The sequence below is a fragment of the Aerococcus loyolae genome (assembly GCF_002871915.2).
Taxonomy (GTDB): Bacteria; Bacillota; Bacilli; order Lactobacillales; family Aerococcaceae; genus Aerococcus; species Aerococcus loyolae.
Genome location: NZ_CP126958.1, coordinates 384,152 through 396,793, shown reverse-complemented (window position 1 = coordinate 396,793; position 12,642 = coordinate 384,152). Strand labels below are relative to the sequence as shown.

The 12,642-nt window shown below is 42.9% G+C and carries 13 protein-coding genes and 1 pseudogene; all 14 read right to left on the bottom strand.

Annotated elements, in window-relative coordinates:
- The 14 genes and pseudogenes from CJ190_RS01760 to CJ190_RS01695 all read right to left on the bottom strand — a co-directional run bounded on the left by CJ190_RS01760 (position 1) and on the right by CJ190_RS01695 (position 12,579).
- Positions 1 to 1,101 carry a polysialyltransferase family glycosyltransferase gene (locus CJ190_RS01760; protein ID WP_064292903.1) on the bottom strand — a complete coding sequence of 367 codons (1,101 nt, stop codon included), beginning with the start codon at positions 1,099 to 1,101 and terminating at the stop codon, positions 1 to 3.
- Between the two features lie 4 nt (positions 1,102 to 1,105).
- A complete protein-coding gene (locus CJ190_RS01755; RefSeq protein ID WP_064292902.1) occupies positions 1,106 to 2,602 on the bottom strand; it encodes a lipopolysaccharide biosynthesis protein in 1,497 nt (498 codons plus the stop codon).
- A gap of 140 nt (positions 2,603 to 2,742) precedes the next feature.
- The gene (purR, locus tag CJ190_RS01750) at positions 2,743 to 3,555 is read right to left on the bottom strand and encodes a pur operon repressor (protein ID WP_070597996.1); all 813 of its coding nucleotides are present in this window, start codon (positions 3,553 to 3,555) and stop codon (positions 2,743 to 2,745) included.
- Between the two features lie 173 nt (positions 3,556 to 3,728).
- The gene (locus CJ190_RS01745; RefSeq protein ID WP_064292900.1) at positions 3,729 to 4,529 is read right to left on the bottom strand and encodes a metal ABC transporter permease; all 801 of its coding nucleotides are present in this window, start codon (positions 4,527 to 4,529) and stop codon (positions 3,729 to 3,731) included.
- Entirely contained in the window at positions 4,472 to 5,182 is a 711-nt protein-coding gene (locus CJ190_RS01740; RefSeq protein ID WP_064292899.1) for a metal ABC transporter ATP-binding protein, read from the bottom strand. Before CJ190_RS01740 ends, CJ190_RS01745 begins: the two co-directional genes overlap by 58 nt.
- Before the next feature lie 13 nt (positions 5,183 to 5,195).
- Positions 5,196 to 6,206, bottom strand: coding sequence for a metal ABC transporter solute-binding protein, Zn/Mn family (locus CJ190_RS01735; RefSeq protein ID WP_064292898.1), 1,011 nt, complete (start codon positions 6,204 to 6,206; stop codon positions 5,196 to 5,198).
- A 138-nt stretch (positions 6,207 to 6,344) separates the two neighbouring features.
- On the bottom strand, positions 6,345 to 7,217 hold the full coding sequence (ispE, locus tag CJ190_RS01730) for a 4-(cytidine 5'-diphospho)-2-C-methyl-D-erythritol kinase (protein WP_064292897.1): 873 nt from the start codon (positions 7,215 to 7,217) through the stop codon (positions 6,345 to 6,347).
- A gap of 158 nt (positions 7,218 to 7,375) precedes the next feature.
- Complete coding sequence (locus CJ190_RS01725; protein WP_013668576.1) at positions 7,376 to 7,609, bottom strand: Veg family protein; 234 nt, start codon at positions 7,607 to 7,609, stop codon at positions 7,376 to 7,378.
- 175 nt (positions 7,610 to 7,784) lie between these two features.
- Entirely contained in the window at positions 7,785 to 8,486 is a 702-nt protein-coding gene (locus tag CJ190_RS01720) for an ABC transporter permease (RefSeq protein WP_064292896.1), read from the bottom strand.
- Positions 8,486 to 9,223: a multidrug ABC transporter permease gene (locus CJ190_RS01715; protein WP_070597997.1), complete on the bottom strand. Its 738-nt coding sequence runs from the start codon at positions 9,221 to 9,223 to the stop codon at positions 8,486 to 8,488. Before CJ190_RS01715 ends, CJ190_RS01720 begins: the two co-directional genes overlap by 1 nt.
- A gap of 4 nt (positions 9,224 to 9,227) precedes the next feature.
- A pseudogene (locus tag CJ190_RS01710) lies at positions 9,228 to 9,908 on the bottom strand (ABC transporter ATP-binding protein); the annotation flags it as partial.
- A 414-nt stretch (positions 9,909 to 10,322) separates the two neighbouring features.
- Positions 10,323 to 11,207, bottom strand: coding sequence for a 16S rRNA (adenine(1518)-N(6)/adenine(1519)-N(6))-dimethyltransferase RsmA (gene rsmA / locus CJ190_RS01705; protein ID WP_070597998.1), 885 nt, complete (start codon positions 11,205 to 11,207; stop codon positions 10,323 to 10,325).
- The gene (gene rnmV, locus CJ190_RS01700) at positions 11,204 to 11,785 is read right to left on the bottom strand and encodes a ribonuclease M5 (protein WP_064292623.1); all 582 of its coding nucleotides are present in this window, start codon (positions 11,783 to 11,785) and stop codon (positions 11,204 to 11,206) included. The genes rsmA and rnmV overlap by 4 nt, the downstream gene beginning before the upstream one ends.
- Complete coding sequence (locus tag CJ190_RS01695) at positions 11,785 to 12,579, bottom strand: TatD family hydrolase (RefSeq protein WP_070597999.1); 795 nt, start codon at positions 12,577 to 12,579, stop codon at positions 11,785 to 11,787. The genes rnmV and CJ190_RS01695 overlap by 1 nt, the downstream gene beginning before the upstream one ends.
- Positions 12,580 to 12,642: the final 63 nt, after the last annotated feature.

Below are 12,642 nucleotides of genomic sequence, written 5' to 3'. Positions count from 1 at the left end.
CTATTGATCTCCTTTAATTTTAATCTCATATAATAAGTCTTCTAACTGCTTGCTGTTTTCAGGCACCTGTAACAAAGGTCCATAAATTTCCTTAAAATTTTTAGCCATAGACAAACTGTTGGTTAGGATTTTTTTAGTTGACTCATCAACCCTTTTACCAATAGCATGATCAACCAGACCGGCCAACATAATAATCGGCATCCTTTGTTGATAGAGTAAATAAGGTGAAAATACCGCGGTTGAATTCACTGCGGCTAAGGTCAAGTGGGAATGGTCTACAAATAAGAGAAAGGTTTCCCAAGGCATGGTAGTTTGTAAATAATTCACCCGCCCATATTTATTTGCTTCAGAGCGAGGGTGTAACTTCACGTAAATCCTAATATTTAAGGAATCACATATGGCTTTTAAGTGGTTAAACAAGGTCAATTCATCGATTTGTGCCCCATCTTTTTTGAAGGGCTGATCAAAATAAATGACACTTCCCTCAGTCACTTGGCTCATTTCTTCATCATAGGCTTGAGAAAAAATTGCCTTGATCAAGGGAAAAGCAGGATTATTTTGGTCAAGAGCAGGTATTCTTATTAAATTTCCTGAGAAATCATGCCACTGCACCAAGTCTGGTTGGTAGGCATAACAATTTTCCCATTGGGCATGAAAAATAGAATGCTTATTCAATTTCATTTGCAAGGCATCGTTGGCATTTTTGATTTCTAAAGGTTTGGCGCCCAGATAAATCCCCATACCGTCTTCATAATAATGCAAGTGAAAAGCATGATCTTTAGCAGCGAGACTGCTATAAAGAAGGCGGCCAAAATAATTATCCCCCGGTAAATAAATATGGTCAAAATCATCAAGAGGGATCAAGTTCTTATTCCAATAAAGACGTGAGATTTTCGCCAATTTTCCGCCTAAATTCTGGTGATTGATTTTAATCACTTCTAAGCCCTGGGCTAGCTTCCTGCTTATATCAATTAATAAATCAGCGTTAGCGAATTCGTTATAGATGAAAAGGGTCAGCTCTTCTTCAGGCAGGCAATTTTTCCAGATATTAAGGCTATTGATAATATGGAGCGGCGTCCAAGCAACAATTGCATGTTTCATTAATCTAATCTCCTGAATTTAATTTTTTGCCAATAAAATCAGTGAACAAGGACTTTATGGTAGGGATTTCTCTATAGATGAGTACGAAAGTAGTCACTAGGTAGAGAACAATCTTATAGAGAAGATTTTGCCAAATCAGTGGTCCAGTTGGGTGGGTAATATCATAAAACAAACCCACAGCGCTTACCAGAACTAATATAGCAATATAAAGCAACATATTTTTGATTTTAAAATTGACGGGTTCAATTTTTCTGGATAGGACATAAATAATGATTGCGATTACGGTCCATTGGATTAAAAGCACGATGGCTGGGGTTAAGAGTCCTAGGTACTGGGTCAGTGTTGCAGTTAACAAGACACTTAGTAAACTCCCTGACAGGGTAGCAATAAAAATATATCTGGTAGCCTTGGTATTATAGAAGAGTGTATTGACGTAGAAGAGGTAGACTGAACGAATTTGATAAGCCACCAGTATGATAGGAACTAAAGTCCAAGCCAGTAAATAACCATCAGCAATAAAAATTTGAACAACCTCCTTAATAAATAAGGACATTCCCAAACTAATGATTAGATAAATCCGACTCAAAACGTCTGCAAATTGAATGGCTTTTTTCTTGTGCTGACCACCCAGATCCATCAAGCTATAGAACCAAGGCACATAGGCTGAATTGACACTATATTGCATGGTATCAATAATCAACATAAATTGTGAGGCCGTCGTATAGAGACCCGCACTGGCAGTCGACACCTGGTTATTGAGAAATAGTCGTGAGACAAAATCAGCAATTTGGGTAGACATCAAATGCGGCAGGAGCGGAATCGAATAGGAAAGCGCCTCTTTCAGGTAATTCCATTGGAAGTTAAAGCGGATGATGCCACGCTGATATAAACTAATCAAGGCATATAAACCAAAAGTAAAGCCGGTGATCAAGTAACTTAATAATTGCCCAGTGGCTCCCCATTGGAAAACGACAATAAAGAGAATATTACAAGCCACCATCATGGCAAAATTAAGCAAGCTGTTAATGGCATAGGACTTGGCTTGTTCCATAGTCTGCAATAAGGTTTGATAAATATTATAAATCGGGTTAACAATAACGGTAATAATCCCCATAAAAATATAGGGATAAAAGGCGATCCCATCAACAAAGGGTTCAACCAGGATATCCTTAAATAGGATAATTAAGCCCCCTAAAAAGAGGCTATTACCCATAATAAAGAGCATAATGGTCCCGTAAAAGGATTGTAATTGGGGCCAATTTTCCCGATAGCGGTAAAAATAACGTTGGACTGCACTATTTAGAGAAAAAGTGAACAATAAGGTTAATACCTGGGTCAATGAATTAACCACACCAACAATCCCATAGTCTTCAGGAGTAAGGTATAAAGTATATAAAGGAAGTAAAATAAATCCAATCGCTTTTTGCAAAATCGAGGTGATCGAATAAATTCCAGAATTTATCAATACACTCTTTGCTGAAGAGGGTTGCTTCTTTGACATCACTTCGTCTCCTTTTTCTTCATCAAGTCACTATTATACCCTATATTAGAAGTAAAATAAAAAAGGGACAAGACTTTCTAATTGTTTTAAATAAAACTTTAGAAAGCTTTGTCCTAACGGTAGATTGCTAATAATTCTGCCTAATCAAACAAGGACCCTAACTCAATCCCCGCCACATCTAAATTATCAGATGTCTTTTTAACCTTGATGAGGGACTTATAGGGATAATCGATATAGTTCTTTTGATTATCAGCTTCGCCAAAGACGACCGCTCCGATGGTATGGCAGTCAAATTCTTCAACTAAACTGAGCATCCCATTCATGGTGCCGCCCCCATTCATAAAGTCATCAACAATTAAGATATTTTGGTCGGCCGAGAGATTATTTTTAGTCAAGGCCATTTTTTTCACTTCGTCATTCCCCGTTACATAGGTCACTGAAACAGTAGACCCTTCCGTTAATTGGGCTTCCCGTTGAACGATGACAAAGGGGACATTTAAGAAATTGGCAACTGCTTGGGCCATGGAAATCCCCTTGGTTGCCATGGTCATGATCACATCAATCGACTGTCCATAATAAGCGGAAGCGATGATGTTACCAATATGGCGTAAATCATAGGGATTGCCTAAAACGTCAGAAAAATAGAAATAACCGCCCGGTAAAATACGTTGCTTATCAGTCAACTTAGCGGTTAATTGATTCATATACTCCATGGCCTTGTCTTTTTCCACTTTAGGGCGGAAAATGACACCACCACTGGCTCCAGCAATAGTCTCAACAATACCAATATTAGATAACTTAAATTGTTCAGCGACAATGCCGACATCTTCAGAAATGGTTGACTTGGCTGCTTGATAGCGGTCAACAAAGAAGGGTAAGGAAATCGTTCGATAAGGGTTATTCAACAAATAATGGGTCATATCGACTAAACGATGACTACGCTTCATTTTCATACTTGTGCTCCTTTACTTGCTAGCTTATTACATTATAAGCAAAATCAGAACAAATTCAAGAAATTTCCGCTGAAAGTCTGTTTTTTACTGTAATTGTTTTTATATAACAGGAAAACGCCCATCACTTAACAATGGACGTTTTCCTATTGAATTAATTATAGAGACCGTTTTCTCTATTTTTTAACCAAGCGTAAGACAATACTTTCCAAGGCAAAAAGACAGACAAAGATAAAGGCGATAGTCGCTCCTGGAGGGGTGTCTAAGCCATAGGAAATCAACAGACCTGAAAACATACCAGCTAAGGCAATGATAATAGCTAGGATAATCACACTATCAAAACTCTTCATCAAGCGCATAGCAATGGCCGCTGGCATGATCAGGATGGAAGAGACCAACAAGGTTCCAGCAATCGGCATCATGATGGAAATGGCTACCCCAGTCACGATCGAAAGCACCATGGAAATCAAGCGCGTCGGGAGGCCCGAAGTATAGGCAATACTCTCATCAAAGGCTTCCACATAGAGGACCCGCTTAAAGACAAAATAAGCAAGGAGGACAATGACTGCTAAGGCAATTAATAAGCGGACTTGTACAGGCGAAATGGTGACAATCGACCCGAACAAGTAGGCCTCGATACTGCTGGCTGACTCGACCCGGGACATTAATAGTAAGGCCAGGGCCATCCCCCCCGACATTAACATGGCAATGGAAATATCCGAATAATTTTTGTAAACCCGGCGGAGGTATTCCAAGGCCAAGGCCGCAATCACCACCACTAAAATGGTCGTATAGATCGGTTCAACCCCTAATAAGAAACCTAAAGCCACCCCGGCTAAGGAAACATGGGCCAGGGTATCCGACATTAGGGACTGCTTCCTTAAAATCAGCAATAAACCCAATACCGGAGCAAAGCAGGCTATGGCTCCACAGGCGATGAAGGCTCGGGCCATGAAGTCATACTGAAACAGCGCCATGGTGACCCCTCCTCTCTAGTTAAATGAATGTGTTTATCGAAATAATCTTGTAAATGGATATCCTCATGGGTCACCATGAGGATGGCTTTACCATGGCGGCGGGTATTATGTTTCAATAAGGTGTAAAACTCTTCCCGTGAGGCCTTATCCATACCGGTAGTAGGCTCATCCAGAACAAATAGGTCAGGATCGGTAGCAAAGACCCGGGCCAAGACAATCCGTTGTTTCTGGCCACCGGATAATTCCCCCACTTTTTCTTGGGCCTGTTCCCACATGCCTACTGAGTTAAGGGCCCGCTTAACGTGTTCATGGTCCTCATCGGTCAGGCGTTTAAACCAACGACCTTGTTGGTAACGGCCTGAGAGGACAAATTCATAAACCGTGCTAGGAAAACCAGCATTGAAGCTAGCCACCATCTGGGGGACATAGCCAATTTGTAGTTTATTATCATAAATATTGGTTTTACTGATCGTCACTTTTCCCTTGTCTGGTTGCAGTAGACCCAGAATATTTTTCAACAGGGTGGACTTGGCTGCCCCATTCTCCCCAGTTAAGATCACAAATTCACCGGGGTCAACGGTAAAGCTGATATTGTTGAGAACTGGCTCACTATCATAAGAAAAGCGCAAGTCTTCGACTTGGATATAATGCATGCTAGCCTCCTATCTAATTAATGGTTAATTTTAAATGCTCGAGGTTTTCCCGCATCAAATTAATATAGGTATCGCCTGAAATTGGCTGGTCAGAACTGGCGGATTCGAGAGCATTGAGGCTGGAAACCTTAACCCCAGTTTCCGCCGCCAAAGTATCCGCGAGTTTGGATGAGGTGTTTTCTTGGAAATAAATCACCGGCAGATTATTTTGTTTAATATAATCAATCACCCCTGCCATAGCTTGTGGTGATGGCTCCGCATCATCACTGACTCCCGTTAGAGCAATTTGCTTTAAATTATATTCATCAGCCAGATACCCAAAAGCGGCATGGGCGGTCACAAAGGATTGGTCGGGATGATTAGAAAAGGCCCTTTGATAGTCATGGTCAAGTGCTTCCAACTTTTCCAGGAAGGCATCGGTATTCTTTTGATACAGTTCAGCCTGGTCGGGGTCAACTTCTTTCATGGCGTCACAAATGGCTTGGGTCTGAATCATGGCATTTTTAGGACTAAGCCAGGTATGGGGGTCATATTCATGGACATGGAGGCCGCCTTCTTCATGGTTATGGTCGCCTTCATGGTCATGATCATGGTCGTGGTCATCTTCAGCTGTTAGGACCTCCCCTTCAATCGTTTCTACCGCTCCCGAAATGGGTTCAATATTGTCAGCGGACTCGACGACCTTGACCCGGTCAGTGTCAATACTATTTAAACTACTTTCTACCCAAGCTTCCATATCATCGCTATTATAAACAAAGACATCCGCCTCTTGTAAGCGGGCCATATCCTTGGCACTGGGTTCAAAGTGATGAGCCTCTTGCTTTCCTGATATCATCACCTGAACATCCGCTTGGTCCCCGACTACCGCTTGGGTTAATAGCTGCATGGGATAAAAACTGGTCATCACAGTTAACTTGCCCTTGCCGTTTTTATCTGCCGCTTCTTTGCCTTGGTTACAGCCAAAACTGACCAATAAAGCCAGCAGACTTAGGCAAAAGCCTATCTTTTTAATCATCGTTTTCATGATAAAGCCTCCTTGCAAATCGTAACTCTTACGATTTAATATAGCACACATCCTCGTCAGCCGCAAGATAATCTCTCCTATTTAAAATGAAAAAACTGGGGCTTTTGCCCCAGGTCCCCCTAATAAAGGTATCTAATCTTAACTAATATTTCTGAGATTTTGATTCATTCTTACCACATAAACCTCTTCGCAAAAGCCTTTTACTCCATTATAAATTCGCTTAGCTTGTTGTTGCTGGCGGGTAAAGCCGATAATGGTCGACCCGCTCCCCGTCATGGTTACCCCTTGGGCGCCGAAATTTTGCATCCGTTCCTTTAGGGCCTTTAACTTTGGGTAATAGTTAAAAGTAATGGCTTCTAAGGAATTGCCAAGTTCTGCCATCACTCGCGGAAAATCTCCGGCTTTAATCGCCTCCGTTACCGGGCCCGCATGGGTAGAAAGCTTTTGGGGATGGTCTTTTAAGGCAGCTAACATCTTTGGGGTGGAAATGGAAAAAGCAGGTTTAGCTAGGACCAGCCAGCTTGACGGTAAGGAAGGCAGGACTTCATAATTTCTACCCGAACCGGTCATTCGACACAAGCCCCCTCTTAAACAATAGGGAGCATCACTATCAATGCTTACGGCAATATCCATGAGTTGGTCAAGGGACCAATCTAAGTGCCAGAGGCGGTTTAAGCCCCGGATGACTGCTGCTGCGTCACTTGATCCGCCCCCAAGCCCGGCTGAAACCGGAATATACTTGCGGATAGAGATAGTTACGCCCCGGTCAAGTCCGGCAAGTTCCCTCATTTTTACAGCGGCCTGGTAGGCGTGGTTACGTCGGTCCCGGGGCAGGAAATGTTGGTTAGAGCGAATAAGAATCTCACCACTATCATTTTCCTCAATAACCAGGTAATCAGCCAGGTCGACTGAGGACATGACCATATCAAAGTAAAAGCGGTCATCCTCTGCTTGATAGTAGATGTCCTGGGCGAGATTAATCTTAGCCAGAGCTTTTTCTCGAATAGCCATTTTGCTTCACCCCTCTCTTTTACTGGTCTAATTATTCTTATTTTAACATGACTACTTGATTCCTCAACTGAGAAGGCAAGGGATAAAGAAAAGAGGTGTAAGTAGCATGGTTTTACATGCTGCTTACACCTCTTCTCAATCACTAATTACGCACAAGATTAGGGAAACTCAATTTCGATGCTTTCAGTTAATAAGTCGGTATAGCTATAGCATACGCGCTCGAACTGATTTTCATCTTGGTCGAGTTCAACAACAAATACGGCTGGAAAGGTATCACTTAAGATCCCATTACGGATAGTGATCCGCTTTCTCCCTGTTTGTTGCGTTACTTGGATCGGTTTACCAATATTTTCCTCTAAGCCTGCCTTAATACTTTGTAAATTACTTGGCATGCCATCACCCCTTGATAAACCTATTATAACACAAAGTCAATCTTTTTACAATAGCACAATAAAAGCTTCATTGTCAAGGCCTCTAAAGCATTTTCTAAAAGGATTTATAAGGACGATTTTCTCCCCAAAACATCAGCAAAACTCCAACACTTTCAAAGATTCGTTTATCATTCTTCTAGCCCAGCAGTAGCTGTTTTTTTAGCCCCTTTAAGCAGAAGTAATTAAAAGCAAAAATAATAGCGATGTAGACTAAAACGAATAAACCACTGGTCTCCCCCTGGTAAATCCCCTCTACCACTTGACCATAAGGGAAGACATAGCTAGCCTGCTTAAAGAGAGGTGGGTAGGCAGAAATAGGGGCAACCACGCCAGCCATAAGGGGTAGGATGGCGGTAAAGAGGTTAGTAAAGAGATAGATATTATCGCGGTGGACACTTAATAAATAACCGGCAATCCCTAATCCTGCACTAAATAATAAGGAAAGCGGTAAAGCGGCTAGGCAACGCCAAAAATATAAGTTGTCCACGCCAATCATCAGTAAGAGGCCGCCATTGATCAAAAAAATGATTGAACTTAACAAGAGACTAGTAGCAAGCTTCCTACCCCAATAGCTTAAAGACCAAGGCTTATGGACCAGGACTTCCCTAAAAATTTGGCTTAAATAATCCACCACTAAAAGATAAGCCATGGTCGACAAGCAGAAGCTATTGGCCGACAAATAAACTGAGGCCATAGCCACTTGGGGATTAAGCGCCTTAGCATATTGTTGATTGAGGAGGAGGATAACTAGGATCTGAATAATCGGTAGGATCAGAAAATGGATAAGGATCAATTTCTTATTCTGTAAAAAGGGTAAGGATTTCATTTGAATCCGCATTAAAATCGCCTCCCTAAACCTTGCTTACGGGCTGACCTTAAGAGATAAGAGCCCAAAGTGACTGCCAGGACCAACCACAAGACTAAAGAAAAACCGTAAGCCACTATCGATAAGTGGTCTCCCCGCCCTAAAAGGGCTTGAATCGGATAGATGATCGGAATCAACCACTGGGTCCAGCTGATCCAATGACTGGCCAGGGCAAAAGTCCCCAGTAAGCCAGAAAGCAGCATGACAGGTAAGTGAAGTAATTCTTCATAAATAATTGCATTAGGGGTTAAAACAAAAAAGCCAGCAATAAATAAATCCATCACGACAGCGCCTAAAAAGAGCATCAGCACCTGAACTAGTATGGACAGAGTAAAGGCTTGGATGCCCGTATTAAAAACAAGGGCTAAAAGATAAGCCAAGGGAAAACTCAGTAAGCCAAAGGAGGCAGCTGGCAGTAATAAGCTTAATAAGGAATAGGCGTCCCCCACTTGGGTGTTAATTAAATAAGGCAAGGTCCCTAAGTGACGCTGGTAGCCAATCGAACCTGTCGCGGTGGTGGCCGAAGTCCAGAGGCCAAAAACCCCACTCCTTAGCCACAAATCAGGGTCACTAGCGCTCCCAGACGCATAAAGGGCAATATACTGCAAGCAGAAGAAAGTCAGTGTGCTAGTAATAGGCAGCCAGAAGAAATAAGAATTTTTCATATAGACTTTTAAGTGAAAGCCATACAGGCGTAAAAAGCGACCCATGTAATCACCTCAATTGCGGCGCTAAGGCCAGATAGGATTCTTCTAGAGTAGCTGGTCGGTCAATATGTTCTACTCCCGACAGCTTGACAATGTCAGCGACACTGCCCTGGTACTGGATCTCCCCTCTGCCTAGGAGAATAATGCGTTTAGCTAAGCTCTCCACTTCGCCCATCATATGGCTGGTCAATAGGACCGCTAAGCCTTCTTGACTAGCCAAATCCCGAATGGTTTGATGGATATCTTGTGAAATTTCCACATCAATTCCATTAGTTGGTTCGTCGAGTAAAAGTAAGGCAGGTTTGCCCAGCAAGGCCCGGGCAATATGGAGGCGTTGCTTCATCCCCTTGGAATAGTGTTCCACTGTCTTATTTTTTTGATTGGTCAGCTTAACGATGTCTAGGACACGGTCGACTTCAGACTTACGGTTCCTAGTAGGAATATTGGTCAAATCAGCGAAGAAGGACAGGTTATCTTGGGCTGAGACCTTATCGTAAAAGCCTAAGTCACCCCCAAAGGAAACTCCAATCAAACCATGGTGGGGATTGGCCAAGACATCAACCCCGTTGACAAGAATCGAGCCTGAACTGGGTAATAAATAGCCACCCAACATGGATAAGAGGGTCGTCTTCCCCGCTCCATTAGGGCCAATAATCGAGAGAATCTCGCCTTCATCAATGGTCAAGGACACATCTTTGACGGCCTGGAAGCTTTCCTTTTTATTATGGAAAAGCTTATTTAAGTGGCTAACTTCTAACACTTTAGACAAATTACCATCTCTTTCCTACTCTATAACTTTTCAGTTTTAATTGTTATACATTTTATCATGGTCATTACATTAAATAAAGATTATCTTCGCTAGGCTGATGGGGTTACTTCCGGTTCAGTTAAATAAAAAGAGGCCGGAACGAATGTCCTAGCCACTTATTAAAACACGAACTGTCTAATCAAAATGTGTTCCAGTCACACTTTCTAGTCGAGTTTAGACGCCAGACTTGAAGTTGCTTCAGATAATATCAACACACAGTTATTGCTGTGCTTATGGTATTTTCCTCCAGCAATTCAAGTCTCTGACGGCGTCCTCACATACTTCTTACAGCACTTATTTAAAACCAGCCTCATTTAAGGCATCACTTAAACGGGAGAAATCTTCAATGGTCAATTGCTCAGCCCGGACCTTAGGATCAATTCCTGCGGCTTCAATGGCTGCTTGTAAATCAGCTGGCTCTTGAAATTGCCCCACAAAGAGAGTTTTCAAATTGTTCCACAGGGTCTTGCGCCGGTGAGCGAAGGCCCCCTTGACGACCTTAAAGAATAAGTCCTCATTTTGTGGCTTAACAGGAGGGTCTTGCCGTCTTTTCAGGTGAAGAACAGCGGAATCAACCTTGGGCCGGGGTTTAAAGACGGTCTTTGGGACCTTGACAGCAATTTCAGACTGGCAGTAATAATCTAAGACAATGGTTAAGGCACTATAGGCCTTGGTTCCCGCCTGAGCCGTCAGACGTTCAGCAACCTCATACTGCATCATGAGGGCAAAGTCAGAGACCTCTAAATCACTTTCCAAGAAATGAAAAATAATGGGAGTCGTTATATAGTAAGGAAGGTTAGCCACCACCGCTAGGCGTTTGGAATCAGGAAAATACTGGGCCACGCTAGCCTTTAAATCAGCCTCCAAAATATCTTGGTGGAGGACGGTCAAATTATCATAGTGTCCTAGTTCCGCTTCTAAGACCGGTAAGAGCCGGTCATCAACTTCAAAAGCTAAGACCCGGCCAGCACTTTCACAGAGAAATTCCGTTAAGGCTCCAATTCCCGGACCAATTTCAATGACGTCAGTGTCTTGGTCAATGGCCGCGGCTTCCACCATTTTTTCTAGGATTTGGGGTTCCATAAGGAAATTTTGCCCCAAACTCTTTTTGGCATCGAGCTGGTAACGGTTCAAAATGGCATTGGTCCGGCTAGGGGTAGCAATCCAGGATTTAGTCATAGCTGTTCTCCTTCTTCTCTTTTTTGATTATATTCTGCGACGACTTCCAAAACGGCTGTTTGAGAAATTTGAAATAGGGCCAAGCGCTTGGCTAATTGCTTGCCATTACTATGGCCAATTTTCAACCGTTTGGTCAGATAGTCTCGTCTAGCCGCTGCATCTTCTCCTCCTAAGAGACCCAGTACCATCAGTTCAACTGCGGTAAAAGGCGGTTGACTTTCACCACTAGTGGTTACCGTATAGACGGCACTCAGGGCGCGGTCGATGGCCGCAAAAGAGGCGTGTTCCACTCCCAAGCTGCCCTTGTTCTTGGGCTTGGCCTCCTGCCTTTCCAAAAAGGCATGTTGGACTTCGGGAACATCCCGCATAATGGTGCGACGGATTTTTTCTCCAGAAACATCCGGGTCAGTAAAAACAATAACCCCATATAAGTCCTGGGCCTGCTTAATTTTATCCATGGTTTCTTGGTTGATGGCTGAGCCATTAGTTTCGATGGTTTTCACCTGATAGAACTGTTTTAAACGTTGGCTATCATCCCTGCCTTCAACAACAATAACCTCTTTTAAGCGTTTTTTCATTAGATTTTCTTCCAACCAGCTTCCGTCCATTCAATCCCAAATAAGCGACAAGCATTGTCATAGGTAATCTTAGCCATAGCTTCATAGCTAGTTTGTCTAAGATCAGCCAAACGATTGTTAACAAAGGAGATATTGGCGGACTCATTCCGTTGCCCCCGCTTGGGTTCTGGGGTCAGGTAAGGGGAGTCGGTTTCAATTAAGAGACGGTCTTCGGGACAGTTTGCTGCCACATAGCGAACTTCCTTGGTTTTCTTGAAGGTCATCACTCCAGAAAAAGATAGATGCATGCCTAAATCTAAGAAACGTTTGGCATCTTCGCGACTTTCTCCATAGGTATGCATAATCCCACCAATTTCCCAAATTTTTTCATCTTTTAAAATCCGGTAGACATCCTCTGAAGCATCCCGGTTATGAATAATCACAGGCAAGTGGGCCTCTCTAGCAATGGCAATTTGACGGCGGAAAACTTTTTCTTGAACTTCCAAGGGATCTTCATCCCAATAGAAGTCCAGTCCCATCTCCCCTACCCCAACTGCCTTATCAGTATCCAGGGCAGTTAGGAGTAAGTTCTCAATATCTTGATTATATTTGCCTGCTTCCGTGGGATGCCAGCCATAAATACCAACCATATCCGGGTGTTTAGCCACTAAGGGTAGGCCCCGTTCAATACTATCTTGGTCAAAACCAACAATCCCCATGCCTGAAACGCCAGCTTGACGGGCGCGCTCAATGGCTTGGCCTCGGTCTTCGTCAAAGTCAGCTGTATTAAAGTGGGTATGTGTATCAAAGAGCATGATTAGACTCCTCTCTTGTCAATCAAGGACCTAGATAAGAAGCTCCTCAAGCGATTCTTTATC

Excerpts from the sequence above, each read along its gene's own strand:
- CJ190_RS01760 (WP_064292903.1), bottom strand. The coding sequence starts at position 1,101 with ATGAAACATGCAATTGTTGCTTGGACGCCGCTCCATATTATCAATAGC.
- CJ190_RS01755 (WP_064292902.1), bottom strand. The coding sequence starts at position 2,602 with ATGTCAAAGAAGCAACCCTCTTCAGCAAAGAGTGTATTGATAAATTCT.
- purR (WP_070597996.1), bottom strand. The coding sequence starts at position 3,555 with ATGAAAATGAAGCGTAGTCATCGTTTAGTCGATATGACCCATTATTTG.
- CJ190_RS01745 (WP_064292900.1), bottom strand. The coding sequence starts at position 4,529 with ATGGCGCTGTTTCAGTATGACTTCATGGCCCGAGCCTTCATCGCCTGT.
- CJ190_RS01740 (WP_064292899.1), bottom strand. The coding sequence starts at position 5,182 with ATGCATTATATCCAAGTCGAAGACTTGCGCTTTTCTTATGATAGTGAG.
- CJ190_RS01735 (WP_064292898.1), bottom strand. The coding sequence starts at position 6,206 with ATGAAAACGATGATTAAAAAGATAGGCTTTTGCCTAAGTCTGCTGGCT.
- ispE (WP_064292897.1), bottom strand. The coding sequence starts at position 7,217 with ATGGCTATTCGAGAAAAAGCTCTGGCTAAGATTAATCTCGCCCAGGAC.
- CJ190_RS01725 (WP_013668576.1), bottom strand. The coding sequence starts at position 7,609 with ATGCCAAGTAATTTACAAAGTATTAAGGCAGGCTTAGAGGAAAATATT.
- CJ190_RS01720 (WP_064292896.1), bottom strand. The coding sequence starts at position 8,486 with ATGCGGATTCAAATGAAATCCTTACCCTTTTTACAGAATAAGAAATTG.
- CJ190_RS01715 (WP_070597997.1), bottom strand. The coding sequence starts at position 9,223 with ATGGGTCGCTTTTTACGCCTGTATGGCTTTCACTTAAAAGTCTATATG.
- rsmA (WP_070597998.1), bottom strand. The coding sequence starts at position 11,207 with ATGACTAAATCCTGGATTGCTACCCCTAGCCGGACCAATGCCATTTTG.
- rnmV (WP_064292623.1), bottom strand. The coding sequence starts at position 11,785 with ATGAAAAAACGCTTAAAAGAGGTTATTGTTGTTGAAGGCAGGGATGAT.
- CJ190_RS01695 (WP_070597999.1), bottom strand. The coding sequence starts at position 12,579 with ATGCTCTTTGATACACATACCCACTTTAATACAGCTGACTTTGACGAA.